General features: G+C 59.0%; 25 protein-coding genes. 11 read left to right on the plus strand and 14 right to left on the minus strand.

Annotated features, from left to right (window positions below; all coding sequences use genetic code 11):
• Nucleotides 1-8 precede the first annotated feature (8 nt).
• From BUC36_RS02210 to BUC36_RS02225, 4 genes are all read left to right on the plus strand, one after another.
• Nucleotides 9-1193: an acyl-CoA dehydrogenase gene (locus BUC36_RS02210; RefSeq protein WP_073271005.1), complete on the plus strand. Its 1185-nt coding sequence runs from the start codon at nucleotides 9-11 to the stop codon at nucleotides 1191-1193.
• 133 nt (nucleotides 1194-1326) lie between these two features.
• Entirely contained in the window at nucleotides 1327-1944 is a 618-nt protein-coding gene (locus BUC36_RS02215; RefSeq protein WP_073271007.1) for a trimeric intracellular cation channel family protein, read from the plus strand.
• A 193-nt stretch (nucleotides 1945-2137) separates the two neighbouring features.
• Complete coding sequence (locus tag BUC36_RS02220) at nucleotides 2138-3565, plus strand: alpha/beta fold hydrolase (RefSeq protein WP_234994865.1); 1428 nt, start codon at nucleotides 2138-2140, stop codon at nucleotides 3563-3565.
• Nucleotides 3566-3712: 147 nt separating this feature from the next.
• Nucleotides 3713-4552 (plus strand): sulfurtransferase, encoded by an 840-nt coding sequence (locus tag BUC36_RS02225; RefSeq protein WP_073271009.1) that lies wholly within the window; start codon nucleotides 3713-3715, stop codon nucleotides 4550-4552.
• A 6-nt stretch (nucleotides 4553-4558) separates the two neighbouring features.
• Here BUC36_RS02225 and BUC36_RS02230 read toward each other — a convergent pair whose 3' ends face one another.
• The 3 genes from BUC36_RS02230 to BUC36_RS02240 all read right to left on the minus strand — a co-directional run bounded on the left by BUC36_RS02230 (nucleotide 4559) and on the right by BUC36_RS02240 (nucleotide 7933).
• Nucleotides 4559-6511 carry a mechanosensitive ion channel family protein gene (locus BUC36_RS02230; protein WP_159435968.1) on the minus strand — a complete coding sequence of 651 codons (1953 nt, stop codon included), beginning with the start codon at nucleotides 6509-6511 and terminating at the stop codon, nucleotides 4559-4561.
• Between the two features lie 226 nt (nucleotides 6512-6737).
• Nucleotides 6738-7367, minus strand: coding sequence for a peptide-methionine (S)-S-oxide reductase MsrA (gene msrA / locus BUC36_RS02235; protein ID WP_073271012.1), 630 nt, complete (start codon nucleotides 7365-7367; stop codon nucleotides 6738-6740).
• An 8-nt stretch (nucleotides 7368-7375) separates the two neighbouring features.
• Nucleotides 7376-7933 carry a class I SAM-dependent methyltransferase gene (locus BUC36_RS02240; RefSeq protein ID WP_234994866.1) on the minus strand — a complete coding sequence of 186 codons (558 nt, stop codon included), beginning with the start codon at nucleotides 7931-7933 and terminating at the stop codon, nucleotides 7376-7378.
• Nucleotides 7934-8288: 355 nt separating this feature from the next.
• On the opposite strand from BUC36_RS02240, the gene BUC36_RS02245 reads away from it, so the two are divergent.
• Both BUC36_RS02245 and BUC36_RS02250 read left to right on the plus strand, forming a co-directional pair.
• Complete coding sequence (locus tag BUC36_RS02245) at nucleotides 8289-9554, plus strand: porin (protein WP_143186858.1); 1266 nt, start codon at nucleotides 8289-8291, stop codon at nucleotides 9552-9554.
• Nucleotides 9555-9601: 47 nt separating this feature from the next.
• Nucleotides 9602-10096, plus strand: coding sequence for a DnaJ domain-containing protein (locus BUC36_RS02250; protein ID WP_200797225.1), 495 nt, complete (start codon nucleotides 9602-9604; stop codon nucleotides 10094-10096).
• A 13-nt stretch (nucleotides 10097-10109) separates the two neighbouring features.
• Here BUC36_RS02250 and BUC36_RS02255 read toward each other — a convergent pair whose 3' ends face one another.
• Genes BUC36_RS02255 through BUC36_RS02265 form a run of 3 tightly spaced genes read right to left on the minus strand, consistent with a single transcriptional unit; the run spans nucleotide 10110 to nucleotide 11945 of the window.
• Complete coding sequence (locus tag BUC36_RS02255; protein WP_073271021.1) at nucleotides 10110-10898, minus strand: methyltransferase; 789 nt, start codon at nucleotides 10896-10898, stop codon at nucleotides 10110-10112.
• Between the two features lie 5 nt (nucleotides 10899-10903).
• A complete protein-coding gene (locus BUC36_RS02260; protein WP_073271023.1) occupies nucleotides 10904-11227 on the minus strand; it encodes a nucleotide pyrophosphohydrolase in 324 nt (107 codons plus the stop codon).
• A 4-nt stretch (nucleotides 11228-11231) separates the two neighbouring features.
• Nucleotides 11232-11945 carry a DUF599 domain-containing protein gene (locus tag BUC36_RS02265; RefSeq protein ID WP_073271024.1) on the minus strand — a complete coding sequence of 238 codons (714 nt, stop codon included), beginning with the start codon at nucleotides 11943-11945 and terminating at the stop codon, nucleotides 11232-11234.
• A 220-nt stretch (nucleotides 11946-12165) separates the two neighbouring features.
• On the opposite strand from BUC36_RS02265, the gene BUC36_RS02270 reads away from it, so the two are divergent.
• The 4 genes from BUC36_RS02270 (at nucleotide 12166) to BUC36_RS02285 (ending at nucleotide 18535) form a co-directional block, all read left to right on the plus strand.
• On the plus strand, nucleotides 12166-15078 hold the full coding sequence (locus BUC36_RS02270; protein WP_073271026.1) for an insulinase family protein: 2913 nt from the start codon (nucleotides 12166-12168) through the stop codon (nucleotides 15076-15078).
• 108 nt (nucleotides 15079-15186) lie between these two features.
• Nucleotides 15187-15930 (plus strand): carboxy-S-adenosyl-L-methionine synthase CmoA, encoded by a 744-nt coding sequence (cmoA, locus tag BUC36_RS02275; RefSeq protein WP_073271028.1) that lies wholly within the window; start codon nucleotides 15187-15189, stop codon nucleotides 15928-15930.
• A gap of 7 nt (nucleotides 15931-15937) precedes the next feature.
• A complete protein-coding gene (cmoB, locus tag BUC36_RS02280; protein WP_073271031.1) occupies nucleotides 15938-16915 on the plus strand; it encodes a tRNA 5-methoxyuridine(34)/uridine 5-oxyacetic acid(34) synthase CmoB in 978 nt (325 codons plus the stop codon).
• 234 nt (nucleotides 16916-17149) lie between these two features.
• Nucleotides 17150-18535 (plus strand): L-serine ammonia-lyase, encoded by a 1386-nt coding sequence (locus BUC36_RS02285; protein ID WP_073271033.1) that lies wholly within the window; start codon nucleotides 17150-17152, stop codon nucleotides 18533-18535.
• Between the two features lie 187 nt (nucleotides 18536-18722).
• Here BUC36_RS02285 and BUC36_RS02290 read toward each other — a convergent pair whose 3' ends face one another.
• The 7 genes from BUC36_RS02290 to BUC36_RS02320 form a co-directional block, all read right to left on the minus strand.
• The gene (locus BUC36_RS02290; RefSeq protein WP_143186859.1) at nucleotides 18723-19526 is read right to left on the minus strand and encodes a class I SAM-dependent methyltransferase; all 804 of its coding nucleotides are present in this window, start codon (nucleotides 19524-19526) and stop codon (nucleotides 18723-18725) included.
• Nucleotides 19527-19562: 36 nt separating this feature from the next.
• A complete protein-coding gene (locus tag BUC36_RS02295; protein ID WP_234994867.1) occupies nucleotides 19563-19889 on the minus strand; it encodes a SpoIIAA family protein in 327 nt (108 codons plus the stop codon).
• Between the two features lie 111 nt (nucleotides 19890-20000).
• On the minus strand, nucleotides 20001-20462 hold the full coding sequence (locus tag BUC36_RS02300) for a hypothetical protein (RefSeq protein WP_073271039.1): 462 nt from the start codon (nucleotides 20460-20462) through the stop codon (nucleotides 20001-20003).
• Between the two features lie 376 nt (nucleotides 20463-20838).
• Nucleotides 20839-21315 carry a hypothetical protein gene (locus BUC36_RS02305; protein WP_143186860.1) on the minus strand — a complete coding sequence of 159 codons (477 nt, stop codon included), beginning with the start codon at nucleotides 21313-21315 and terminating at the stop codon, nucleotides 20839-20841.
• A 233-nt stretch (nucleotides 21316-21548) separates the two neighbouring features.
• Nucleotides 21549-22199: a YiaD family glycine zipper/OmpA-like lipoprotein gene (locus tag BUC36_RS02310; protein WP_073271045.1), complete on the minus strand. Its 651-nt coding sequence runs from the start codon at nucleotides 22197-22199 to the stop codon at nucleotides 21549-21551.
• A 636-nt stretch (nucleotides 22200-22835) separates the two neighbouring features.
• Nucleotides 22836-23069, minus strand: coding sequence for a SlyX family protein (locus BUC36_RS02315; RefSeq protein WP_073271047.1), 234 nt, complete (start codon nucleotides 23067-23069; stop codon nucleotides 22836-22838).
• On the minus strand, nucleotides 23069-24214 hold the full coding sequence (locus BUC36_RS02320) for a serine hydrolase domain-containing protein (RefSeq protein WP_073271049.1): 1146 nt from the start codon (nucleotides 24212-24214) through the stop codon (nucleotides 23069-23071). Before BUC36_RS02320 ends, BUC36_RS02315 begins: the two co-directional genes overlap by 1 nt.
• Before the next feature lie 113 nt (nucleotides 24215-24327).
• On the opposite strand from BUC36_RS02320, the gene BUC36_RS02325 reads away from it, so the two are divergent.
• Nucleotides 24328-24792: a PaaI family thioesterase gene (locus BUC36_RS02325; protein WP_073271054.1), complete on the plus strand. Its 465-nt coding sequence runs from the start codon at nucleotides 24328-24330 to the stop codon at nucleotides 24790-24792.
• Nucleotides 24793-24815: 23 nt separating this feature from the next.
• Here BUC36_RS02325 and BUC36_RS02330 read toward each other — a convergent pair whose 3' ends face one another.
• Entirely contained in the window at nucleotides 24816-25643 is an 828-nt protein-coding gene (locus BUC36_RS02330; RefSeq protein ID WP_073274450.1) for an ion transporter, read from the minus strand.
• Nucleotides 25644-25923: the final 280 nt, after the last annotated feature.

The raw sequence follows: 25923 nt of genomic DNA on the forward strand, positions 1-25923 counted from the left end.
GACACACCATGAGTAAACATCAGCCCCTCGCCCACTGGGACGACATTCTGCTGCTGGACCGCCAGCTGAGTGACGAAGAGCGCATGGTGCGCGACACCGCGCGCGAATACTGCCAGAGCAAGCTCATGCCGCGCGTTCTGGAGGCGAACCGCCACGAAATTTTCGACCGCGAGATCATGCGCGAAATGGGTGAGCTGGGCCTGCTCGGTTCCACCATCGAAGGTTACGGCTGCGCCGGCCTGAACTACGTGTCCTACGGCCTGGTGGCCCGCGAGGTGGAGCGCGTGGACTCCGGCTACCGCTCCGCCATGAGTGTTCAGTCCAGCCTGGTGATGTATCCCATCTCCGCCTATGGCAGCGAAGCGCAGAAAGAAAAATACCTGCCCAAGCTGGCCACCGGTGAGTGGGTCGGCTGCTTCGGCCTGACCGAACCGGATGCCGGTTCCGATCCCGGTGGCATGAAGACCCGCGCCAAGAAAGTGGACGGCGGCTACCGCCTGAGCGGCTCCAAGATGTGGATCACCAACAGCCCGATCGCCGACGTGTTCGTCGTCTGGGCGAAAGATGAAGAGGACATCATCCGTGGCTTTATCCTCGACAAGGGTATGGAAGGCCTGAGTGCACCGAAGATCGAGGGCAAATTCTCCCTGCGCGCGTCCATTACCGGCGAAATTGTCATGGACAACGTGTTCGTGCCGGAAGAGAACAAGTTCCCCGACATCGGCGGCCTGCGCGGCCCGTTTGGCTGCCTGAACCGCGCCCGCTACGGTATCTCCTGGGGCGCCATCGGCGCAGCCGAATACTGCTGGCACGCCGCGCGCCAGTATGGCCTCGACCGCAAGCAGTTCAACCGCCCGCTGGCACAGACCCAACTGTTCCAGAAGAAGCTCGCCGACATGCAGACCGAAATCGCCCTGGGACTGCAGGGTTCACTGCGAGTCGGCCGCATCATGGACGAGGACAAGCACTTCGACCCGACCATGATCTCGCTGATGAAGCGCAACAACTGTGGCAAGGCACTGGACATTGCCCGCGTATCTCGCGATATGCACGGCGGTAACGGTATTGCCGACGAGTTCCACGTGATTCGCCACGTAATGAACCTGGAAGCGGTGAATACCTACGAGGGCACCCACGATGTCCACGCCCTGATCCTGGGGCGCGCACAGACCGGCCTGCAGGCCTTCGTTTAAGCCCGCCAACAGCGTATCCGTCAGCCACGACGGATACGCTGCACCCTACCCGCCAAGCTGCATATTGCATTCAAGGCCTGCTCGCATATAACCTCGGCAGCCGGGCCCACCTGACTCCCGGACACAAAAAGTTATGGAACATCTGCTGTACTGGTTCGATCTAATCGGGATAGTGGTGTTTGCCTTCACCGGTGTGCTGGCGGCAGGTCACAAGCAGATGGACCTGTTCGGCGCAGTGGTGCTGGCCTGTGTGACCGCGACTGGCGGTGGCACCACCCGCGACATGATCCTGAATATTCCGGTATTCTGGCTGCAGGACAGCTACTATCTCTGGATTGCTGCCGCCACCGGGGTTGTCAGCTTCTACCTGATTCGCTACCTGCAGGTGCCGATGCGCCTGCTGATGATCGCCGACGCCATGGGCCTGGCGGTCTTTGTAGTGATCGGCACACAGAAGGTACTGGAATTGGGCCACTCACCGGCAATCGCCATCGTGATGGGGGTGATGACCGGCACTTTTGGCGGACTGATTCGCGATATCCTGGCCGGGGATATCCCCCTGCTACTGCGCCGGGAGATCTATGCCACAGCGGCACTCAGTGGCGCCGCGGTGCTGGTGATACTCGATGCCAGCGGCAAGGTGCCGGGTGAAATAGTAGTAGCCATCGCAGTTTTGGTGACCCTCACGATTCGGCTCGCCGCCCTGCGTTGGAATCTATCCGCGCCCATCGCGCGTTTCGGCAACAACTGACCAGCCAGTATTCACAGGTATTACCGCAGTGTGTGATTTCCGTCTTCACAAAACCGCCCTATTTCTTCTCTGCATCCTGCTCAGCGCCTGTGACCGAAGCGCTCAGCAGGACGGCAGCGCGGGCCCCACGCGTCTTATTCCCAAGCCCTGCTGGTTCGAAACTGATAACAGCTGGCCGGTTACCCAGTGCTTCATGATGGAAGTACCGGAAGACTACGCCAAGCCATCGCAGCGCAAGATCCAGTTCCCGGTGGTGCGCTTTATTGCCAATGAACCGGATGCCGGCAAATACCCCCTGCTGCACCTGGGTGCCGGCGGTCCCGGCGCCAGCCTCGGCCTGGAGCCGGAAAACGCCAGCGACTGGTTGTGGATCAACTACGCCGCGATGACGGTAGACGACGGCCGCGACCTGATCATCATGGATCCGCGCGGCACCGGCATGGCCCAGCCGCGCCTCACTTGCAGCGAGTTTATCGAGGACGCGCAGACCGCTTTCCGGCGCAAATTGTCCTCGGACGAAGAAGCGCGGGTGTTTACCTTCAGCATGGAGCGCTGTTACAGCCGCCTGGACAAGGCGGCCGACCTGGCCCAGTACAACAGTGCGATCATTGCCCGGGATGTGGAAGCACTGCGGCAACAGATGGGGGTGGAGAAGTTCAATCTGTACGGCGTCTCCTACGCCTCCCGCTATGCCCTCACCATGGCCCGGGATTACCCGGATTCCGTGCGGGCACTGGTGCTGAACAGCGCCGTCTTCCCGAATATCGTCTACACCCAGCAGTTGGCCAAAGATTCACTGGCTGCCTATCAGCGCGGGTTGCAGGCCTGTATCGAAGACAAGCTCTGCAACAGCCGCTACCCGGACCTGGGCCGCCGCCTGGAGAACCTCGTACAGACACTGGATGAAAACCCGCGAACCATCCCCATTACCCACCGTTTCTCGGACGAGGAGTACCCGTTCGTACTGACCGGTCAGCGCTTGCTGCGCGTGCTCTTCCAGGCGCTATACAACGAAAATTTCTACAGCGACCTGCCGAAAGTCATCGAAGCGCTGGAAACCAGCGACAGCGCGGACCTGAAGCCTGTTCAGGCGGCGGTGAGCCATTTTATGGAAATCGTCCTCGATCCCTATTTCGGGGACGCCGCCGGTGTCAGCCATTTCTGTTATGAGGAAGCCCCCTTTGTCGATTTCGACAAGGCCCGCGCCAGTGCCGCCGACAGCGGGATTCTCGGCGGTGCAGTGCGCTCCGATATCGAATTGATGCAGGTGCAGTGCCGGATCTGGGCCATCCCGTCGGCACCCCTCTCGGAATCGAAGGCAATAGCGACGCCTCTGCCCGTCATGCTCCTGCACGGGGGGCTGGACCCGGTGCTGGCCGCCGACGATGTGGACAAAGCCCGGCAAAAGCTGCCAAACCACCAGTGGCTGCTGTTTCCGGCCCTGGCACACGACATCATCTCGGCCAGCAACTGTGCCGAAGAGGCCGCAGCGCGCTTCCTCGATAACCCGAAAGAAGACCAGACCGATGCCGTCAAGGCCTGCCGCCGCGAGGAGATCGCCAACAAGATTCCCGCTGACGGTGATGCCCCGCCACCCGGTCAATACAGCCATCAGGATTGACTCAATAGTCCCGCAGTGGACACAGATTGACCGTTTGCTAGTCCGGAATAGCAGCCGGAGGGAAAGCCACCCGAGTCGCTGGACAAAGTGCTCATATACGCTTAATTTCGCCGGTATAACGACGATAAATGCACCGGCGCGACGAGCATGAGCGAAAAGGCAATCATTGAAGTAAGCGAACTGGCAGACTTGGAGCCGACATCCGATGTGGTAATCCTGGATTGCCGCTATGACCTCGCCGATCCCGAAGCCGGCGCGCGGGCCTACTCCGCCGGCCATATTCCCGGCGCCCGATACGCCTGCCTGCATACGGACCTGTCAGGTCCCCTGGGCCGATACGGCGGCCGCCACCCGCTGCCGAGCCCGGCGGAGTTTCAGCAGTTTGCCCGCGAAAACGGTATCAATCGAGATTCACTGGTTGTCGTCTATGACGATAGCCGTCTCGCATTTGCCGCGCGCGCCTGGTTCCTGCTTCACTATTTCGGCCATGAAAAAATTGCCGTGTTGAACGGCGGTTTCAAGGCCTGGCGCGACGCAGGGTTGCCGCTCAGTACGAGCACCTCCTCGCCCGCGCCGGGCAACTTCGTCGCCACCCCCCGCAACGACATGTTGCTCGATCACCGACAGATATACAGAAATCTTGAAAACCCGCCCTGGCAGCTGGTCGACGCCCGCGATACGCAGCGTTTTGCCGGGATCGAGGAACCCCTCGATCCCATAGCGGGACACATCCCCACCGCCCTCAACAAACCCTGGCAGGGGGTGACCAGAGAGGATGGCAAGCTCAAGTCCGTCAGGGAGCTGCGAGACCACTGGCAAGACATTCCCGCGGACGACCGCCTGGTGAATTACTGCGGTTCCGGTGTCACGGCCTGCGTGAATCTGTTTTCACTCTACCTGATCGGCTGCACCGACGCGCTGCTCTATCCGGGCAGCTGGAGCGACTGGTGCGCGCATATCGTCTACCCGGAGACCGAAGCCGGATAACCGCCCTCATCCCTCTGAGCCGGGCGCCCCCTCCGGCGGGTAGTAAACCGTGTTGCGCAGCGCCGCACGCTGCTCGGGGCTGAAATTCGGGAAAGGCATTTCCTGGGCAGCAGCCCATTCGCGCACCTGCGCCTCCGCTGACTGCTGCCGCTCTACATCAATACCGCCATCTCGCGAGAAGTAGATCGTTTGGGAGCGGAAAGCGAAATCCGTACCTGACTGGTGCACAATCCTGAAAATGCGGAAGTAAATATCCTCACAGATGGCCCGATACTCCGGAAAGTCGTTGCTGTCGATATCAACCCGCAACTGCACAATCAGCCCCGAAGAACCAAAACCGGCAAATCGAACCGATGGCTCTTCGTCCACTACGCGCGGATGCCCTACCAGCATCTCGCGGATATTCACCAGCAGGAAACGCAACTGGTCTTCGCTGGTTTCAAAACGGAGCGAGAGCGCTGTCTTCAATAGGATGTGACGGCGCGTTGTGTAATTGACGATATGCATCTGACTGAATTCCGCATTGGGGATGGTCGTCAGGCTGTTATCGATCCCCCGCAAGCGCGTAGAGCGCATGCCAATACTCTCTACTGTGCCGGCACGCTGAAAGTCATCCCCCGCGTCCTCGCCGTAACGACAGAAATCGCCAACCTTGACGGGCTTGTCGCCGAACAGGTTGAGACTGCCAATAAAATTTTCGAAAGATCCACGCATCGCCAGCGCGATTGCCACACCGCCGATACCGAAGCCGGCCACCAGGCTATAGAGCGGTGCACCGAGACGACTGGTCAATAGGAATGCCACCGCAATCACGCCGACCAATCCGAGTGTACGCGCGATAAAACGCAGCAGATTGGCGTCCAGACTCTGATCGAGCACTCTCGAACGGTGAATATAGATCTCCATGATCGCCAAGGGCAGCGACCAGGCCAGCCAGGCAAGGGCAATATAACTGATGAGTTCCGCCACCAGGGAAACAGCGCCCCCCACGGCGTCGGTCAGGGTTAACTGCCGATGCAGGAAAGTCGCGAGAGGAAGAGTCGCGACGAGTAAAACCAGCGGCACCACAAATCGTGACAGGGCCACAAGCATATGCTCGCTCCGCCGAAACCTCGCCGACAGCCGGTAAAGGACAGCAAAGAACAGACCGTAAACGGCAATAGCAACGATAAGAGCCAACCACTTCCAGACAGCCTGCCTGAAAATACTGCGCTTCATCCAGTCCGGGAATGATTCAATCCGTTGCGGTGATACCAGCCAGCCACGCATTGCGAGATACGGCCTCATTTCCGCATAGTTTCGCAACGGCAACTCGCGCTGGTATGGAAGGTCCCGCACGCGTCGGTAAAACTCATGGGCGCGCGCAACCGTATCGGCGGAGAAAACAAACTTCCCCGACTGGGGACCATCCGTCAACCGAACCAGCGTGACTTCTGTGTGGGGCACCGTCCAGCTCGCCAGCGAAACCCCATCTTCGGCATCTTTGTTGCCACCCTCGATTGCGCCAACGGCGCCCGCAACGCCGGATTTCTTTTGCGAACCCCCAGTCTGCTCTACCGCTATCGGCGCCAGTTCGGCCACCTTCTCCCGGCCGGGAATCTCGTCCCACGGGGGCAGCTCGATGCGTGACAGGACGTCATAGAGGTAGATGGCAGCGTCGTTGCCAAAGTCATCGCGGGCGGCGGGCGGGATCTTGCTGAGATCCAGCATTTTGCGGATCTGCGCCTGTTTTTGCGCAAGGCGCTGTGCCAATTGGCGACTGGGGTCCGACCAATACTCGGTTCGCGCATAACGCGCGAGTTCGTCACCTCGACTCAGGAACGAACTAAGCGTCGCTCGCGGACTGGATAGATCGAGCGGTTCAAGAGGGTGTTGGCCTGGATCGGCCAGGCTAGCCTCCGGATCCGAAGACTGTGCGACCACCACCAGAGTGACCAACTGCAACAGCACGACTTTCATCCATCTAGAGCACACGACTTCCTCGCCCGAACGCGCCAAGCGCATTCGATCAATAGAGTTGGATAGCTGTTAAAAAAAGATAGACGAAACGGACAGGGCCCCATAACAGGATCAAAGCGATCAAAAGTTCCGCGGAATGGCGAGCGGCTGTAGCGCGGCAGAGGGCCAGGAGGCAGAAAGCAGAGAGCCGGCAGGAAGGGCCGGCCCGATCAGAGAATGCGCCTTGTCACCGCAGCAGACAGGCGCCGGTACCAGCCAGGCCGCAATAACCATCCGGGTTCTTCGCCAGGTATTGCTGGTGGTACTCCTCGGCGTAGTAGAACTCGGACGCCATCGCAATTTCGGTGGTTATCTCACCGTAATCCTTTTCAGCCAACGCCTGCTGGAAGGCTTGTTTGCTCGCTTTCGCCTCCTCAAGCTGCGCCTCGTCGAAACAGAAAATACAGGAGCGATACTGGGACCCCAGGTCATTGCCCTGGCGCATGCCCTGAGTCGGGTCGTGCTCCTCCCAGAAGCGGCGCAATAGCTCACCATAACTGACCTTCTTCGGGTCGAACACGACCAGAACAGTTTCCGCGTGGCCGGTGCGCCCGCTGCAGACCTCCTCATAGTTCGGGTTCTCGGTGGCACCATCTGCGTACCCTGCCGCAGTGGTATAGACGCCGTCGATTTCCCAGAACAGCCGCTCTACCCCCCAGAAACAGCCCATACCGAAGATGGCTTTTTCCATACCGTCTGGAAACGGCGCTTTCATTGGGTGGCCATTCACATAGTGAACCGCACTGATTTCCATCGGCTGTTCACGTCCCGGCAAAGTCTGATCTGCATCGGGCACCTGGAATTTGTCGTATTGCATCAATCACCTCAAGCGCCGGTTTCTCCGGCAACCAAAATACCGCCAGTAGCCTTCATCGGGCGCGACACTGCCCAGTCAAGGTACTCGGCCCCCAATTTCTCTTCCGCTCGCTGCGCCAGCCGGAAAAACGGCGATCGCCCCGGATCGGCCAGCACCACCCGCCCCACACCGGCCTGCAGCGCGCGGCGGGCCAGATTATAGAGTGTGGGCTCCAGATTATCCCAGAAACAAATATCAGTGCCGATCACCGCATCGTACTCGGCCAAATCAGACTTGGTCACCTTTTCATAGCGGCAGTGCCAGGTATCCACGCTGACGTCATTTAGCTTCGCGTGATATTCCAGGAACGGAAAAACACTGGGGTCAGCATCCAACCCCGTTACGCGCGCATGGAAGTGTTTTGCGCAGAAAATGCCTCCCAGGCCCCAGCCACATCCCAGGTCGAGCACCCTGGCACCCTGCTTCAGCGGATGGCGCTTCAGGTAGTCCATCATCAGGCACGAACTCTTCCAGAATTTGTTGCCGTGCAGAGTGGCCTCTCCCGCTTCACGGCGCAGCTTGCGCATATCCGGGTGGGCGTTCTGGCGGACGATCAATCCAAACAGGCGACGACTGTAGCTACTGGACGCCATGGCTCTGTATACATCTCCTCTATTTCAGAATTCGAATGTGAACGTGGCAATCGCTGCCAGCGCAGCTAGTCTACCGTCAATTTTTATAGGCTTCAGCCGGCCCGGTCGCCACGACTCACAAAAGCTCGTCAAAAACTGTCATCTGTGTCGCCGGTTAAAAGGTGAATCCGCCAAAATAGCACTTTCCGATTGCCTTTTGGTACGCCCATCCCAGTCACTGAGCTACCTTGTTATTCGAATAATCCGGAAATAACTGCCTAAGTAGCGCAGGGAAGATGTGAATAGTGCAATGCGTAAGTTCACTTCAGCAGGCTTAACACTCCTCTCCGTACTCGTCACGGTGAAAACCCAGGCCTTGCCGGTCTTTGAATCCAAGGAAGTCGCCCTGTACATACAGGGCTACATGACCACCCACCAGATAAATATTCAGGGGAACACCGAGTTGATCGATGGCGCCTCGCGCCTTGGCTTCAACCTCGATGTTCCCGCTTACAAAGACTGGAATGTTGGGTTCAATATTGAGTGGGGGTTGCGACTGGTTTCCCCCAACCAGCAGATAATTATCTCCGGTGACCAGCAGGCTGAGCCCGGAGAGCAGCAAGACCCGCTATTTGTTCGTCAGGGCCACGCCTACGCGAAACACAAATTCTGGGGCGATTTTGCCGTCGGCAAGCAATGGGCCGTCTATTACGACGTCGCGCACATTACCGACTGGTACAACGTGTCCGGCGGGCTGGCCAGTGGCGCCTTTGCCCTCGGTGGCGACGGCGGCATCACCGGTACCGGGCGCGCGGACGGGGCGCTTACCTGGCGCAAGCGCTGGCGCGCGCTGTGCGGGGAATTCCAGATCGGCCTGCAATACGCCGCGCACGTGGCAGACCTGAACATCCAGGCCGAGGGCGCCCGCGGTCCCGATACCCTGCTCGTCTGTCCGCCGGAAGACTGTGAATACGGCATATCGCGAGGTGCATCGCTGACCTACAAAGTCGATATCGGGGACGGCCTGTTTATCGGTACGGCCTATAACCGGGTCAACCTGGATCTCCATACGAAAAGGGGGTTGCTGTTCGATATTTCTGATCCCGCTTTTCCGGTCCTGATCCGGGATGACGAGGTGATCAATGCCAGCAGCAACGATTTCGCCTTTATCGGCGGCATCGCCTACGGCAGGGGCGCCTTCCAGCAGGGGCTCTACGCCGCCTATAACTGGCACCGCTCCCACAACAACGAGCTGGCGCCACCCAGTACCACCGCCGGTGCGACCAACTTCTTCAACGCCATCGGTTCGGAGAGTTTTATCAGCTGGACCTGGGGCAAATACAACTGCTATTCCTTCTACGGTGGCCACAACCTGCTGAAATCCCACGATGACGAGATTTTCGAACAGGCCCTGATTACCGGAGACAAGTATCGCCTGGGGTATCTTTTCCTGGGGTTCCAGTATCAGTGGAACGAGCGGGTGCGGCTGTACGTCGAAGGCGGCATAGATGACAGTAACGATGTGGCTCGTTCGCGGGGCGACTTTATCGCCGCAGGAATGAGAGTCGACATCTGATAAGCTAGCGGCTCCAAGTCTCACCGAGGAGTCTGCCTTTGGGCCGCATGATCCTGCTGATTGCCGTCGGCATATTTGCCTGGCTGGCGTGGCAAAAATTCAAAACCAGCGCACCGCAGGACAGGCGCAAGCTGTTGCTGCAGTGGCTGCTGATTGGCCTGGCGCTGGCTGCGGTATTGCTGGCCATCAGTGGCCGCCTGCACTGGGTGGCCGCCGCCATTGCGCTGGTGCTGCCCGTTATCGGCAGGACCTTGAGCTGGTTGAGCCGGCACCTGCCCTGGCTGGCGCCGCTGCTCGCCAAACACGCCCAGGCCCGACAGGAACAGAAAAAGAACGAGCACGCCGCCGACGCGGACAAGTCCGCTCCCCTGACCCCAGCCGAGGCGCGCCGCATACTGGGTGTCGACGAGAGTGCCAGCCGCGATGACATCATCGACGCCCACCGCAAACTCATCCAGAAATTCCACCCGGACCGCGGCGGCAATGATTACCTTGCCTCGCGCATCAATGCGGCCAAGGAACTGTTGTTGCGCGATTTGTAGTGGCCACGGTCTCCTATAGGCGACACAGCAGGTGCACGTAGCGCGCCAGCTGCCGATAGGGGTCGATGCGGGAAAACTCCAGCTCCTTTTCCATGATCGCCGCGGCGGGAAGCTTGTCGCGGATGACCGGGGTCATGAAGTCGTGAAAACAGCGGATGCCGCTGTGCGCGACAACGGTCAATCCAGCCTGCGCCAGCCAGTCCTGCACCCACTCAAGCAACAGCGGATTCTGCGGCGTCAGGCTGCCGGGATGACCGCCCCAATGACCGGTATCGATATTGCGATCCAGCTGGCGAAAACTGCCGCGCTGCAGCAGGCGGAACTCGAGCGCACGGCGGTTGTAGAAGGTCAGGGACAGGTAACCGCCGGGTTTGAGCAATGCCCGCAACTGCTCCACGGCTCGCTTCGGCTCCGCCAGCCACTCCATCACCGCGTGACAGATCACCAGATCGGCGCCCTGCAGCTCCGGCACCTGGTAAAGCTCCTGCAGCGACCGGTGCAACAGCGTGACCCGCTCCTGCAACTGGCGCTCCTTAACCCGCTCCGCGGCCTGCTCCAGCATCTGTGCAGAGATATCGGCCAGGTAGACCCGGTGCCCGCCCTGCGCCAGATCGATGGCAAACTGCCCCTGGCCGCCACCGGCGTCGACGATCTTCAGGGAGCCCGCCTCGGCCAGCAGCGGTGCCAAATCCCGGTTCAGAACAGCCAGGCGAATATCGCCCTTCAGGCCACCGTAAATGCGGTTGCGGAAGCGGTGCGCGAGATCGTCAAAATTACGATCTGAGTATTGATCGGATGCCATCTGGATTACAGATCCCGCCCCTGCTGAACATGCCGCCGGCGATTTTCTTCGATCTTGTCGCTCAGCGCGCTGTCCATATCCACACCCAGGGTTGCCGCCAACTTGCACAGGTACATCTGGATATCCGCAAGTTCCGCGGCCACCTGCCTGGACTCAACTGACTGCATCAATTCGTGGATTTCGGCATCGCTTTTCCACTGCAGGTGGCGACACAGCTCCGCCACCTCAACCGACAGCGCCATGGCCAGATTTTTCGGCGTATGCAGGGACTGCCAGCCACGACAGCGCGCGATATCGTCAAATGCCGCGAGAATATCGCCGGTTTCCATCGGTCTATTTCTCCAGTATCTGATCGAGGGAACGCCCCTCGGCGGCGAGGATCGACTGCAGCGTGCGGGATCGGAATTCACGTTGGAACAGGACCCAAACTACCGCCAGGTAGCCGACGACAAACAATAGCGGATGGATAAACCACCCCATCACTGCCATCGCAAAGTAATAGGAACGCAAGCCATAGTTGTAGCTGTGTCCGGCCTGGTCGATGACCTTGGCCGTGCTGATGGCAAAGCGGCGGCGCTCCTCCTGGGATAAGTCCTCGGCATCGGCGGGTGGCGCGGCACCAAGCAACACGTTGGCAAAAGAGTACTGGCGCATCGACCAGGTGAAATTGAAGAAGGCGAAAATAAAGATCAGTATCAGCAGCAATATTTTCAGCTCGAACTGCTCGACGGAGGTCTGCCCCGCAATCGGCAGAGTGCTCAACAGCTCGATTGCCGCCTTGTTGGCGCTCAGCGCCGTCACCAGGCCCGCCAGAATCAGAATGCTGGTCGAGGCAAAAAAACCGATAACCCGCTCCAGGTTGCCGATGATGGCGGCATCCGGCATACGCATGTCGCGCTCCAGCATGCGCAACATCCACTCGACCCGGTACCACTGCAGTGAGGACGACAGCGACCAGGTGACCTTGGCCTTCTTGCGCGCAAAGACGGTGTATCCCGCCCAGGTAATAAAAAAGCCAGTGACACTGATGATATCCAACCAGGACAACTTCTCTCTCCGTGTTCGTCTACATTTATGCCGGGGCCCCAAACTCACCGCAGTCTTTGCCCTGCTGGCACCCTTGTCAACACTGTTTTTGATCCACGGTGGCACCGTTTTTTCCATCGCGGCGCTGTTTACCCGGTGCGGACAGGCGGTAGAATAGCGCCCCCATGCGCCGGGCCCAGCCACCGGCTACAGAACTCGTATAACCCCAGGGAGCTGTCTTTTGAGCAACTCACATCCCGCCTTTGAACTGGTTACCAGCGCAGATATCGAATCCCTCGGCGTCCATGTCGAAGAATACCGCCATGTAGTTACCGGTGCACAGCACCTGCATATTGCCGCCGACAACCAGGAGAATGTCTTTCTGGTAGCCCTGCGCACAGTGCCGCAGGATTCCACCGGCGTCGCCCATATTCTCGAGCACACCGCCCTCTGTGGCAGTGACAAGTATCCGGTGCGGGATCCGTTCTTCATGATGATAAGGCGTTCCCTCAACACCTTTATGAATGCCTTTACCAGTTCCGACTGGACCGCCTACCCGTTCGCCAGCCAGAACCGCAAAGACTTCGACAACCTGCTCGATGTCTATCTCGATGCGGTGTTCTTCGCACGCCTGGACCCGCTCGACTTCGCGCAGGAGGGACACCGCCTCGAGTTCAAGGAAGTCGACAACCCGGACAGCGAGCTGGTATTCAAGGGCGTGGTCTACAACGAGATGAAAGGCGCCATGAGTTCGGTCTCCTCCCAGTTGTGGCAGACACTGAGCAAGTACCTTTTCCCGACCACGACCTACCATTACAACTCCGGCGGCGAACCGGCAGATATCCCCAAGCTGACCTACGAGCAGCTGGTGGCGTTCTACCGCAGCCACTACCACCCGAGCAATGCCGTTTTCATGACCTTTGGCGACATTCCCGCCGCCGAGCACCAGGCCGTGTTCGAGGAAAAGGCGCTGCACAAATTTGAGCCGCTGAACAAGTCCATTGCGGTCGGCCGCGAGGACCGCTATCAGGCACCACTGCGGGTTGAGGAACACTATCCGCTCAGTGATGAAGAGGGGTTGAAAGAGAAAACCCACATAGTGCTTGGCTGGCTGCTGGGCGACGTCACCGACCTGGAAGAGGCACTGACCGCCCACCTGCTGTCCGGCGTACTGCTGGACAACAGCGCCTCCCCACTGATGAAGTTGCTGGAAACCACCGACCTGGGCACCTCGCCCTCGCCGCTCGTGGGGCTGGATGACTCGCAGCGCGAACTGGTGTTTGTCTGCGGCATCGAGGGTAGCGAGCGAGAGCGCGCCGATGAACTGGAACAGCAGGTGCTGACCGTGCTGGAAGAAGTCGCAGAAAAAGGTGTGCCTTACGAGCAGGTCGCCGCCAGCTTGCACCAACTGGAGCTGGCGCAGCGGGAAATCGGTGGTGACGGTTATCCCTACGGGCTGCAACTGATCCTGACCGCACTGACCGGCGCCACGCATCGCGGCGATGCGATTGGCCTGCTGAATATCGACGCGACCCTGGAAAAACTCCGCGAACAGATCAAGGACCCCCGCTTTATCGCCGACAAGACCCGCAAGCTGCTGCTGGAAAACCAGCACCGGGTGCGCCTCATACTCACGCCGGACGACAGGCTCACCGAGCGCCGCGAAGCCGACGAGAAAGCCGTACTCGCCGAGATCAAGACACGGCTCAGCGAAGGTGAAAAGAAACAGATTATCCATACCGCCCACGCGCTGGCAGAGCGCCAGCAGCGCGAGGATGATGCCTCCATACTTCCCAAGGTCGGCGTAGAGGATATCCCGCCGGAGTTGCCCAAGGTTGACGGTGAAGAAGTCCAATTGGGCACCCGCAAACTGACCCGCTACAGCGCCGGCACCAATGGCCTCGTCTACCAGCAGATGGTAAGTGCACTGCCCGAGTTCAGCGAGGAAGAGAAACAGCTTCTGCCCTACTATTGCCAGGTGTTGAGCGAGGTGGGCCTCGGCGACAAGGACTACCTCGAAGTCCAGCAATGGCAGACCCGTGTTGCCGGCGCGCTGCACGGTTTTACCAGCAGTCGCACCGCGATCGACGACCTGCAGCACCTGAGCGGCCACTTTATCCTGTCCGGCAAGGCACTGGCGCGCAACCAACAGGCCCTCACCGAACTGATGCAGGCGACCATGGAAGAGGTGCGCTTTGACGAACTCCCGCGTATCAAGGAGCTTCTGCTACAGACGCTGGCGCGCCGCGAACAGGGTGTCGTTGGCAATGGGCACGCACTGGCAATGGCCGCCGCCAGCGCCGGCTATAACCGCGCCGCCTTCGAAAACCACGCCACTGGCGGCCTGCTGGGACTGCGCAACCTGAAGGCACTGGTGCGCGGGCTCGACACCGAACAGGGGCTGGAAAAGCTCGCTGGACAGTTCCAGGCAATTCACCGGAAAGTCCTTGCCGCACCTCGCCAGTTCCTGCTGATCGGCGAGGAGGACAAACTGTCGGAATTCAGTGACGCGCTCGCACCGCTGTCCGCCGACTCCTCGCTGCCGGCGGCCGATCCCAATGCGCCCTTCGAGACACAACATATCGAGCAGCTGTGGCTCGCCAACAGCCAGGTCAACTTCTGTGCCAAGGCCTATGCGACGGTACCCATGACACACCCGGATGCCGCCCCACTGGCGGTGCTGGGCGGTTTCCTGCGCAACGGTTACCTGCATCGCACCATTCGCGAACAGGGTGGCGCCTATGGCGGCGGCGCCAGCCACGACAGTAACATCGGCGTGTTCCGTTTCTATTCCTACCGCGACCCACGCATGGAGGAAACACTCAACGACTTCGACGCATCGCTGAAGTGGCTGGCGACGGAAAAACACAAGGATGAACAGGTTGAGGAAGCCATTCTTGGCGTCGTGGGCGCACTGGATAAGCCCGGCTCCCCCGCCGGCGAAGCCAAGAAGGCTTTCCATTCGAACCTCTATGGCCGCAGCCACGCTGTGCGCCAGGAATTCCGCCGCCAGGTGACGGAGGTAAACCTGGAAGACCTGAAGCGCGTCGCCACCAGTTACCTCAAACCGGAGAAGGCCAGTACCGCCGTCGTGACCGGCGCTCTCGGCAGAGAGGCGGGCCTGAAACTGAATTTACAGGAAGAGAAACTTTAAGCGCTCCAGCCGTTGTAGCCAGCGGACAGCTGAGACGGGGCCACTGCCGTTTGGCAGTTGGCCGCGCTCGCGCTTAGACCAGATACCGGCGCTGCCGGCACCAGCAGTATGACCAAACACGACAATATCTACGCAAACCCACTCGGCGATGTGGCCGGATTCAGATTCGATCAATCGGTGGTCGAGGTCTTTCCGGACATGATTCAGCGCTCCGTGCCCGGCTACACGACCATTGTGGCCATGATCGGCACACTGGCGGAACGCTACGCCCAGTCCGGCAGCCGCTGCTACGATCTCGGCAGCTCCCTTTGTGCTGCCACCCTGTCCATGCGCCACCGTATCCCCGCGGCGAACTGCGAAATCATCGCTGTCGACAATTCCTCGGCAATGGTGGAGCAGGCACGCAAGGTACTGGCGGCAGACAGTGGCCAGGTACCTGTGCAGCTCATTTGCGATGACCTGCAAAACGTGGCGATCGAGAATGCGTCGGTAGTCGTACTGAACTTTACCCTGCAGTTTGTTCCGGTGGAGCAGCGACTGGCCATCGCGCAGAAAATTCACGACGGCCTGCGCCCCGGCGGTATTCTGATTATTTCCGAGAAAGTCGACTTTACCGATCCCGACCACCGCGAATTGATGATCGACCTGCACCACTCCTTCAAGCGGGCCAACGGCTACAGTGAACTGGAGATAGCGCAGAAACGCACCGCGCTGGAAAATGTGCTGATCCCGGAAACCCTCGACACGCATCGCGAGCGATTGAAAGCGGTCGGTTTTACCAGCGTCGATGTCTGGTTTCAGTGCTTCAATTTTGCCTCACTGATTGCCATCAAGGGCAAAGCCGACAAGTGATTACAGCGTGATTGACTACACCCATCTCTACGCCGCCCTGCTGCATATCCCTGCCCTGCGCCCCTGGCTGACGCAATTGCCGGAACAGGTCGCTGCCGGCCTGAGTCCGCATCGCTGGGGCGACCTGCCAGACTGGCAGGCCGCCCTCGCCAGCCTGCCCGATATAACGCCGTCCTATATCGAGCTGGTCGACAAAGTGCGTATCGGCTGCAGCGCCGACGCGTCGGAGGCACAGCTGCAACAGCTGGAACAGCAATTGCGCAAGCTGCATCCATGGCGCAAGGGACCCTGGGAAGTGTTCGATATTTATATCGATACAGAATGGCGTTCGGACTGGAAATGGGAGCGGGTATTGCCGCACCTGGCACCCCTGGAGAATCGCCTGGTACTGGACGTCGGCTGCGGCAACGGTTATCACTGCTGGCGCGCCCTGGGTGCCGGGGCGCGGCGCGTTATCGGTATAGACCCCTCGGCAAAGTACGTGGCGCAGTTCTATGCGCTGAAAAAATACCTCGGCGAAGAACAGCCCGCGGATATACTGCCGCTGGGTATCGAGGCCCTGCCGCCAAACCTGCAGGCCTTTGACACCACCTTTTCCATGGGCGTGCTCTATCACCGCCGCTCGCCGCTGGACCACCTGCGCGAACTGCGGGAAACACTGCGCCCCGGAGGGCAGCTGGTACTGGAAACCCTGGTGATCGACGGCGAGCTCGGTGACTGCCTCGTTCCCGAGGGTCGCTATGGCAAGATGCGCAATGTCTGGTTTATTCCCAGCTGCGCCACACTGGAGAGCTGGCTGAGAAAATGCGGCTTCGAAGATCCGGTCACCGTGGACGTGAACGCCACCAGCTTTGGCGAGCAGCGCCGCACCGAGTGGATGCGTTTCGAATCCCTGGCTGATTTTCTGGATCCAGAGTCACCCAATCAGACTGTCGAAGGTCACCCTCCGCCCAAACGCGCCGTAGTGGTCGCTAAAGCACCGTAGCTTCTATTACCTGAGCGGCATAAAGACGCATTAATTCCGCCAGATTCCGGACCTGTAGCATTTTATCTGGAATGGCGCAGAGCATCTTGATTGTTACGCCTTGTTCGGCAAAGTTCGCCCTCAATTGGTGCAACTATATCCTATAAGCATCCTGCAGGAACGCACGTGCCATCGCCCGCTTTACGGCAACGCACACAGTGCTTCCAACGGCAAACTGCGGTCCAGAGACTTCCTATGAGCATTAGCGTTTTCGAACTATTCAAGATCGGCGTCGGCCCTTCCAGCTCTCACACCGTGGGCCCCATGGTTGCCGCGCGTCAATTCGTGCAGGACCTGGCCAGCCGCGAGCAGCTGCAGAAAACCGATCGGGTGCGGGTGCACCTGTATGGCTCCCTCGCCCTTACCGGTATCGGCCACGGTACCGATATGGCGGTATTGATGGGCCTGCTTGGCGAAGCCCCCGACACCATCGACGTGGACACCATCGACGAGAAGATGGCGCAGATCGAGCAGGACCACAAATTGCTGCTGAGCGGTGACCACAATGTCGAGTTTATTCGCGATCGCGATCTGCTTTTCCACAATGACGAATTCCTCCCCCAGCACGCCAACGGCATGACCTGCCAGGCCTACCGCGGCGAGGAACTGTTGTTTGAGCGCAGCTATTTTTCCATTGGCGGCGGCTTCGTACTGTCCGAAGAGGATTTCGCCCACAAGGATCAGATAGCCACCCTGCTCCCCTTCGACTTCAGTTCCGGCACACAGCTGATGGAACTGTGCGACAAACACGGCTGGAGCATCGCCGACCTCGCCATGGAAAATGAAAAGGCGTTCCGCAGCGAACAGGAGGTCAAAGACAACCTTTGGCAGATATGGGAGGTGATGGACGCCTCGATTCAACGAGGCTGTCGACAGGGCGGTGTATTGCCGGGCGGCCTGAACGTGCGCCGGCGCGCATCAGAACTCTACCGAGAACTCAGCAAGCAGACGGAAGAAGAGCGCAATCACGGTCTCGCCATCCTCGACTGGGTCAGCCTGTTTGCACTGGCCGTCAACGAAGAAAACGCGGCCCGCGGCCGCATCGTTACCGCCCCGACCAACGGTGCTGCCGGTGTCATTCCCGCGGTGGTCGCCTATTACGTGCAATTCGTACACGATCCGAAGGAGCACGGCGACCTGAAGGACCAGGTGGTGAAATTCCTGCTCACCGCCGGTGCCATCGGTATGCTGTTCAAGAAGAATGCCTCGATTTCCGCGGCGGAAGTGGGCTGCCAGGGAGAGATCGGCGTCGCCTGCTCCATGGCCTCAGCCGGTCTCGCTGCCGTTCAGGGCGGCAGCAACCAGCAGATCGAGAACGCCGCCGAGATCGGCATGGAGCACAACCTGGGCCTGACCTGCGACCCAATCGGTGGCCTCGTACAGGTGCCCTGCATCGAACGCAATACCATGGGCGCAGTGAAAGCCATCAACGCCGCGCGCCTGGCCCTGCGCGGCGACGGCGCACATATTGTGCCGCTGGACAGCGTGATCGAAACGATGCGCCAGACCGGCATCGATATGCAGAGCAAATACAAAGAGACTTCGCTGGGCGGCCTGGCGGTGAACGCCGTCAACTGCTGATATCTTGCTATTGAGTGCCGCGGCAGCGCGTGCGGCGGCACGGCCCCTAACCTCCGGGAACGTCGATTGACCGACTCGCCCCCTGCCCGGCCGGCACCCGCATTTTCAGTGTTCTGCCCGCTAGAACAGCAACGGCGAATCGCAGCGGACACAGCGGCTGATTGCGAACAGAGGGCGGGCGAACCGTTTAGTGGGGTATACCGTGCTTGGTGTAGATATCGAAGCGCCCCGACTTCCCCTCCAGCGATAGCGAAGGTTTTTTACCAGCCAGCAATGGCGCTAGCCGCGGCCGCTTGACCACGGTACGGTAATAGCAAGCGGCAAAAGCCGGTTCCAGCAGCGCGTCGGCATCTTCATCGCCGCCCACCAACTGGTGGAACGCCGCCATTTCCTTTTTGACCTTGGCGCTCTTGCCCCGCTCTGGAAACATCGGATCCAAATACACCACCGGTAGTGATTCCGCGGCCTGCTGCGCAAGCCAGTCGACTGCGGAAATATCGGTCTCGCAAAGGTGTAGGCGTGAGGCGATTTCAGCCAGCTCGCGGTCTGTCTCCGCAGCTTCCCCGAGCCGGCGCAAGCCATCGGCCAACAGCGCGCGCACCACCCGGTTGCGCTCCAGCATCATTACGTCGCAACCGAGCGAGGCCAGCACGAAGGCGTCGCGGCCAAGTCCCGCTGTCGCATCCACTACGCGCGGATAGAAGCCGCTGCGAATACCTACGGCCTTGGCGATCTGCTGCCCCTTGCCGCCGCCGTACTTGCGTCGGTGTGCCAGTGCGCCACCGACAAAATCCACTGTCACCGGACCCGGCGCCTTGCGGCCGGTGGCCTGCAATTGCAGCTGATTTCCACACAGCAAAACGTACGGCCGATCGTCAATCCCTGCCGGATTTCGACAATCGAGACAGGGAATATCCAACTGACTCGCCAATGATTGCGCTGCTGTCAAATACTCTGCCGCGCTCGCGACAGTTGCCAAAGCGTTTTCCAAAATAATTCCAGGGAGAGGCTCTAGGATGGCGCGATGCTAACCCGCTTCAGCGAGCCATGCCAGAGCTGGCTGGTAGTCGACCGAAGAGAAGGGACGGACCTCGGCGCTGACAAAGTGGTCGACCAATCGCGGCATATAGCCAAGTAGCGGAAGATCGGAAACTACGGCGATTCGGCGGATGTGTTTGTGATGGTCCCGTACGAATCGACAATGGGACACCAGCGCGGCAAAACTTTCCCAACCGGCGAAGTTCTGCGCATCGACCAACAGCCCTGTCAGCGGGCCGCGCTCACTGATTACCGGGTCGACCTGCGCCTCCAGTGATTGGAAATCATCTTCGGTCAGCGGCCCCAGTGGTCTCACTTCCAGGATCCGGTGCCCGCGGTGCCAGTTGTGGTCGATCATTATCAATAGAAAAGCAGAAGCCGCTTTGAACCAGCGGACTCCTGCCTTAAAAGCAAATACAACCTTTCCTCAGCCCTGCGGCTCGTCGTCAGTGCTGCTGTCTTCACCGCGCAATTTATCAGTGACGTCTTCTGCAGCGTCTTTGGCTTTATCGCCCACATCCTCAAGCGCTTCGCCCGTTTTCTTCGCCGCTTCCTCAACGGTATCGGCAGCATCTCTAGCGGCATCTTCCACCGTGTCACCGACATCTCGCGCAGCATCTTCCGCTCTATCCATCATCGTGTCGGAACTTCCCGGAGGCGTGGTATCTGTCTCATCGGACTCCTGTGGCATCTGCGTATCCGGAGTACCCATACCATCGGGAGGAGTCGTAGTGTCATCCGGCGGAGTGGTCATATCGTCCATTTGCTGTTCACTCTCGGGCTGCTCGAGTGAATCGTAGGCATCCTTGGCCTTGTGATCGCCGCCGCGCGACATAAAGTAACCGATAATCAACAATAAAATGATCAGCGGAATCAATAACTTCTTCATAAACGCACCTCTAGACCCCTGGCTGTTTTGTGGATGGAGACATTAATCGCAAGACCTACTGTGTTGCACCAAGCCGGTTTGGAAACGATGAAATCGGCTGATTCCCAACGGCCTCGCGATACCAATATGCCTTACCCTAGCCTCTTGGCGCCCATACGTTCTCCACAACTTTGGGTCTACTGGAAGAAGACGACGCCAATATTGATAAGAATAACTCGCCATTTGGGTTCTTCAAGGAACAATATTCCCCTGTGACAGTTCGGATTGCTGTAAAAATTTACCGAATTAGAACCGGGAGTTTTAACGGGAACACTTGAAACGCTGACTGCGACACGCGACTGGGGAAGCCTTTCGCAATAGCAACGACGCGAATTTCTCAGCCCTGCTTGTCAAAGTCCCTGAGACGGGCAAGCAGCTGTGTCGCTTCGGGTTCGGCAACAGCTGAATCGCAGCCGCGCAACTGCAATCGGCCATAGCTGTCGGGACTGGCAAAAATGAGGTAACTCTCACCTTTCGTTAATTTCTTATCACAGGCCTCAAGGCCGAGACGAAAGGCAATCAGGCGATTGGCTTCACCCTTCCATACCTGGCGGGAAACGGCTGAATAGACATACCCGGAAATGGCAATCATGCCCGGTTCGGAGAGCGCATTATCGACATCGCGGTGCACACCGGTAATCTGCACCTGTGCCACCAACTCCGCAGCGGCGTAACGCAACGCCAAACTATCTGCACCTTCGTCCGCAGCGGCCGATTGCGCCTCCTGGGCCGACGAGGTCACGGCGCAACTCGCCGCAATACCCAAAATTGAACCATTAAAAAAGAGGCGCCAACTGCGTTTATTCCATGCCACCGCGCTATCTCCATTATTGAAACGCAAAGCTCACCGCCAGGCTTGTCACGGCAACTCACCCCAGCCGCACCTGCTGAACGTGCGCCAATCGGGCAACAAAAAAAGGGCACCGGAGTGCCCTTTTGTCACGAGAACCTTCCCTGGTCCAGCTGCAGTTATCCTGCAGTCGCGCAAAACGGCTTTCCGGCGTCCATGCCTTTGCGGCCCAATGGGCCAGCCGTTTTTGTCTCATATTATTTGAGCGGGAGCAACTCCAGCTCCACGCGGCGGTTCGCCTGGCGACCGGAATCGGAGTCGTTGCTCGCGATCGGGTAGCGCTCACCATAACCGACAGCCTGGACACGTCCGCTGGCCACGCCGCGGCCGGTAAAGAAGCCGGCGACGGAATTGGCGCGGCCTTCACTCAGATTCTGGTTGAAGACGTCAGAACCGGTGCTGTCGGTGTGTCCGCTCACGCGGATCGCAGTCTGGTCAAACTCTTTCAGCACGATGATCACGGAGTCCAGCGTATCGTAGAAGTCCGTGCGGATATCTGCGCGACCGGTGGCAAAGGTAATGTTGCCGGGCATAACCAGGCGGATGTTGTCACCCTCACGCTGCACGCGTACGCCGGTGCCTTCCAGACGCTGGCGCAGAGCCATTTCCTGGCGGTCCATATAGTAGCCAATGCCACCGCCAATCGCTGCACCGCCCACGGCACCGGTCAGAGCACCCTTCTTGCGGTCTTTCTTGCTGGCGGTAGCCGCACCAATAATCGCACCCGCTACCGCGCCGGCACCGGCACCCTTGGCCGCGTTACTGGTTTTGCTTTCACCTGTATAAGGGTCGAGCGTAGTACAGCCCACCAGTGAGCCCAGTGCGAGCATTGCTACCCATTTTTTCATGTAAGGTTCTCCTAACGCTTTGTCGATTGACGGGTGTCGAGAAACGCGGCGGCAAAGTAAGGCGCCGCGCTTTGAACAGTATTCTTGCCATCTTCAACTGACTGGCAGCTGAACCGGTCTTCTTTTCGGTTTCGAAGCCTAGGGCTAATTCGGTGTCAGGTCTACCGGTTGGCGCTCAATATTTACCGCGAAACCATCTTCTGGCTGCTGCGGGGAGCGATCGGTGAAGCCAACTCGCTCCGAAAGCTCTCGCCAAACTCTTCCACAGCTTCTGTGGATAACTCTGTGCATGAAGCGGTAAAAGAGTGCGCCAATGACCGCAGACTCTCACTCCCAGCATTTTGCATAATTTTTAATCTCCCTCTATTTTTTCTTTACAAAACAGATACTTAGAGGAAATTCAAGTTTTTACGTACCAATTATTTCCGGCCCCAAGGCGCGTCCCAATAGCCGGGCTCGGCATGTGGAAAAAAAATTGTCAATACTTGACTCGGGGCTGCGAAATATTTTTTTTAGAAGAATTTACGCTTAGCGCCTACACCTTGCAGACTGAAGAGCATTAGTGTACGCGGGTACCACTTAACAGATGTACTGCCATTCCGATATCAGTGGCCAGGACGCTCCGGTCAGGCCACCTCAATAGTGCGGTGGCTTTTCATCGGAAGCCTTGCTGCCCCCCTGCATCTCAAATGAGAGGTCTCCGTACTTTTCTCCGAGTTCCCGCAACGCCGCCGCCAGAGCCCGGATTTGGCTATCCTGTGCGGCAATTACGTCGTTCAGCTGGGCCAGGGTATCCTCCTGAAAAGCCAGGCGGCTCTCCAGCTCATCGACTCGCGCGGACAACGCCGCCAGCTTCTGCTCCTGCTCCATCACAGCAACCTATATAGATGTTCTACCAGGCTCACTGAACGCCGGTCCATAAACAGGCTCTGGCCGAGACGCGTAGTGACATAGCCGAAGCCGAGGCCCCGCTCGGGATCGGCAAAGCCGACACTGCCACCCGCTCCCGGATGACCGAAGCCCTGCTCGCCGCCAAAGCGCAAGTCGGCGGCCCTGCCACTGCGGATAAAGCCGCAGCCAAAACTCACTTCCGCCTGAAGCACGGCGTCACGCCCGTGGCTCTGCTCTCGCCTCGCCTCTTGCACCAGCTCTGCAGGCAGAGTGGCGGGGCTGTCCGAAGCGAGATCACCGTAGACAGCGGCGAGATCCCGCGCGCTGAAGTGGCCGTTCGCAGCGGGGATTAGCGCCCCGCGCCACTCGGTGCTGTTGGTGCCCATCATCAGGCTCACAGGATTGGTGAATGCCATTGCCACGGGGCCATTACGGTCCTCTTTGATCGCGCGACCTACTGCGTTTTCGCGTAACTCCGGCAGTGGTTGCTTGAGAGGCCCCACATCGGCAATACGTGTGGACATGTGTCCAATGGCACCGAAACCGCCATCGAGCTCGAGGGGTTGGGCCAGCTGCCGGCGGTAAAGTTCCGGCAGCTGTGTGGACGATACCTGTTCCAGCAGGCCGCCCAGCGCCCAGCCGTACAGGAAGGGGGCATAGCCCTGGTGGCTGCCGGGTGTCCACCATGGCTCTGCTGCCGCGACCTGGGCACAGGCACCCTCCCAGTCGTAGATCAGTCCATCAGCCACCTTTTGCCGGAAGGCTACCAGGCCCGCCCGGTGACACAGCAGCTGTCGGGCCGTGATTTCCCCCTTCCCTGCCGCGGCAAAATCTGGCCAGTAATTCGCCACCGGCCGGTCGAGATCCAGCTTGCCGGACGCAACCTGCTGCATAACGAGCAGTGCCAGTACACCTTTTGAGGAAGAAAACACGTTGGCGAGGGTATCTTCCGTATAGGGCGTCTCCCCGTCCCGGTCCGCCGCGCCCGCCCATAGGGATACGATCAGCTCGCCGTGCTGGCGTACCGCAAGGGCTGCGCCGCTGTCTCCGCACTCGCGGAAATTGGCGGCAAAGGTGTCGTAGAGCGACTCAAAACCGGGGGCGCAATAGCCGTATAAATCCATGGGTATCCGTCCAACGACTTCCAGCAGGGTAACAAAGGGAGCGCAAGGGTAAATTCTTCCCCTCCCCGGCGCAAATAGTTAGCATGGCGCCAACGATAAAGAGGGGACAAAACATGACTGAGCAACCGGCAATCCAGGACCTGATACCGGCCAACCATTGCTTCGGCTGCGGCCCGGACAACGACCTCGGCCTGCAGATCAAAAGCTATTGGACAGGGCAAGACAAGAGCCTCTGCACTTTTGCCCCGCAGCCACACCACAGTGCCGGACCCGTCCAGTATATTAATGGCGGCATCATTGCCACCGTTATCGACTGCCACACAATCTGTACGGCCATTGCCGACGGCTACCGGCAGGCAGGCCGCGAGGTGGGTACCGGGGACAAAATCTGGTACGCAACCGGCAGGCTGGACGTCAGCTATCGTGCCCCCGCAGCCATCGACAAACCAGTCACCCTCGAGGCAACCATCGTCGAGCGCAGCGAGCGCAAGACACTTCTACACTGCGAACTCAGCAGCGAAGGCCGCCTCTGTGCTACCGCCGACGTAGTGGCGGTCCGGGTGCCCGACGGCTGGTAAACAGGTGACGTGGCAATGCCACGTCAACGCAACTCCTCTAACTCCGCAAGTTTGTAGCCGCAAAATTTGCAGTACTCGGCATCCTTGTCATGGCCGGCGCGGCTGCAGTTGTCACAGCGATGCAAGGCCTTTTCCCGCCCAAGTTCCGAAGCCAGCTCCGCGGTGACGATCCCGGTAGGCACGGCAATAATCGAGTAACCGATCAGCATCGTCATAGCCGCAATGGCCTGGCCAAGGGGGGTTTCCGGAGAGATATCGCCGTAACCAACCGTGGTAATGGTCACGATGGCCCAGTAGACGCTCTTGGGAATACTGCTGAAGCCGTGCTTGGGCCCCTCGACGAGAAACATAAACGCACCGAAGATCACACACAGCACCAGCACACTGGCGTAGAAAACCAGGATCTTACGCCGCGCCAACCCCAGGGAACGCAGCAGTACATTGGCATCGCGCAGATAGCGCACCAGCTTCAGGACTCGGAATATGCGCAGCACACGCAACAGACGGATGACCAACAGGTAGCTGGCCCCGGTATACAGGAGGGCGAGGTAACTCGGCAGAATCGCCAACAGGTCGACGATACCGTAAAAACTGAAGATATAAGAACGGCGATTGACGGCACAATAGATACGCAGCAGGTATTCGACGGTAAACAGGCCAGTAAAGATCCATTCCAGCAGAAAGAGCACCTCCCCATAGCGCCCCGCGACACCCTCCACCGAGACCAACAACACCAGCCCGACGCTGATTAGAATCGCCCAGATCAAAAAGACATCAAAGTTCTTTCCTGCAGGGGTATCAGTGCCGAATATCACTTCATTGAGCCATTTACGGCGGCTGCTCAATGCCATCCCGTTCTCCATCTCTTCAATCAAAATCCTGATGAAATTCTATCCGTTAGTCCAAACCGGGTCGCCCCCAATTTCAGCGCGCATCAAGCGGGCAGCAGGCAGTTCATACGAGTAAATTTCCCCGGTCCTCTACGCAAAGAAGTCACATTCTCCGTAAAGGAAAATAAAGTCAGGTCAAAAAACTCCAAAATCTTCAGATCAAACGCAGAAATTCGCCAAATGACAACGCCCGCCTATTGTGATTGATACGAACGTTCTGTTTACTAGCATCACATTCTAC

Origin of the sequence: Microbulbifer donghaiensis (assembly GCF_900129095.1) — a bacterium.
In the GTDB taxonomy this organism is placed as follows: Bacteria; Pseudomonadota; Gammaproteobacteria; order Pseudomonadales; family Cellvibrionaceae; genus Microbulbifer; species Microbulbifer donghaiensis.

Coding starts and splice junctions, on each gene's coding strand:
- BUC36_RS02215 (WP_073271007.1), top strand. CDS start 1,327: ATGGAACATCTGCTGTACTGGTTCGATCTAATCGGGATAGTGGTGTTT.
- BUC36_RS02285 (WP_073271033.1), top strand. CDS start 17,150: ATGAGCATTAGCGTTTTCGAACTATTCAAGATCGGCGTCGGCCCTTCC.
- BUC36_RS02245 (WP_143186858.1), top strand. CDS start 8,289: ATGCGTAAGTTCACTTCAGCAGGCTTAACACTCCTCTCCGTACTCGTC.
- BUC36_RS02240 (WP_234994866.1), bottom strand. CDS start 7,933: ATGCGCAAGCTGCGCCGTGAAGCGGGAGAGGCCACTCTGCACGGCAAC.
- BUC36_RS02250 (WP_200797225.1), top strand. CDS start 9,602: ATGATCCTGCTGATTGCCGTCGGCATATTTGCCTGGCTGGCGTGGCAA.
- BUC36_RS02225 (WP_073271009.1), top strand. CDS start 3,713: ATGAGCGAAAAGGCAATCATTGAAGTAAGCGAACTGGCAGACTTGGAG.
- BUC36_RS02325 (WP_073271054.1), top strand. CDS start 24,328: ATGACTGAGCAACCGGCAATCCAGGACCTGATACCGGCCAACCATTGC.
- BUC36_RS02260 (WP_073271023.1), bottom strand. CDS start 11,227: ATGGAAACCGGCGATATTCTCGCGGCATTTGACGATATCGCGCGCTGT.
- BUC36_RS02255 (WP_073271021.1), bottom strand. CDS start 10,898: ATGGCATCCGATCAATACTCAGATCGTAATTTTGACGATCTCGCGCAC.
- BUC36_RS02320 (WP_073271049.1), bottom strand. CDS start 24,214: ATGGATTTATACGGCTATTGCGCCCCCGGTTTTGAGTCGCTCTACGAC.
- BUC36_RS02230 (WP_159435968.1), bottom strand. CDS start 6,511: ATGAAAGTCGTGCTGTTGCAGTTGGTCACTCTGGTGGTGGTCGCACAG.
- BUC36_RS02315 (WP_073271047.1), bottom strand. CDS start 23,069: ATGGAGCAGGAGCAGAAGCTGGCGGCGTTGTCCGCGCGAGTCGATGAG.
- BUC36_RS02300 (WP_073271039.1), bottom strand. CDS start 20,462: ATGAAGAAGTTATTGATTCCGCTGATCATTTTATTGTTGATTATCGGT.
- BUC36_RS02210 (WP_073271005.1), top strand. CDS start 9: ATGAGTAAACATCAGCCCCTCGCCCACTGGGACGACATTCTGCTGCTG.
- BUC36_RS02330 (WP_073274450.1), bottom strand. CDS start 25,643: ATGGCATTGAGCAGCCGCCGTAAATGGCTCAATGAAGTGATATTCGGC.
- BUC36_RS02220 (WP_234994865.1), top strand. CDS start 2,138: ATGATGGAAGTACCGGAAGACTACGCCAAGCCATCGCAGCGCAAGATC.
- BUC36_RS02310 (WP_073271045.1), bottom strand. CDS start 22,199: ATGAAAAAATGGGTAGCAATGCTCGCACTGGGCTCACTGGTGGGCTGT.
- cmoA (WP_073271028.1), top strand. CDS start 15,187: ATGACCAAACACGACAATATCTACGCAAACCCACTCGGCGATGTGGCC.
- msrA (WP_073271012.1), bottom strand. CDS start 7,367: ATGCAATACGACAAATTCCAGGTGCCCGATGCAGATCAGACTTTGCCG.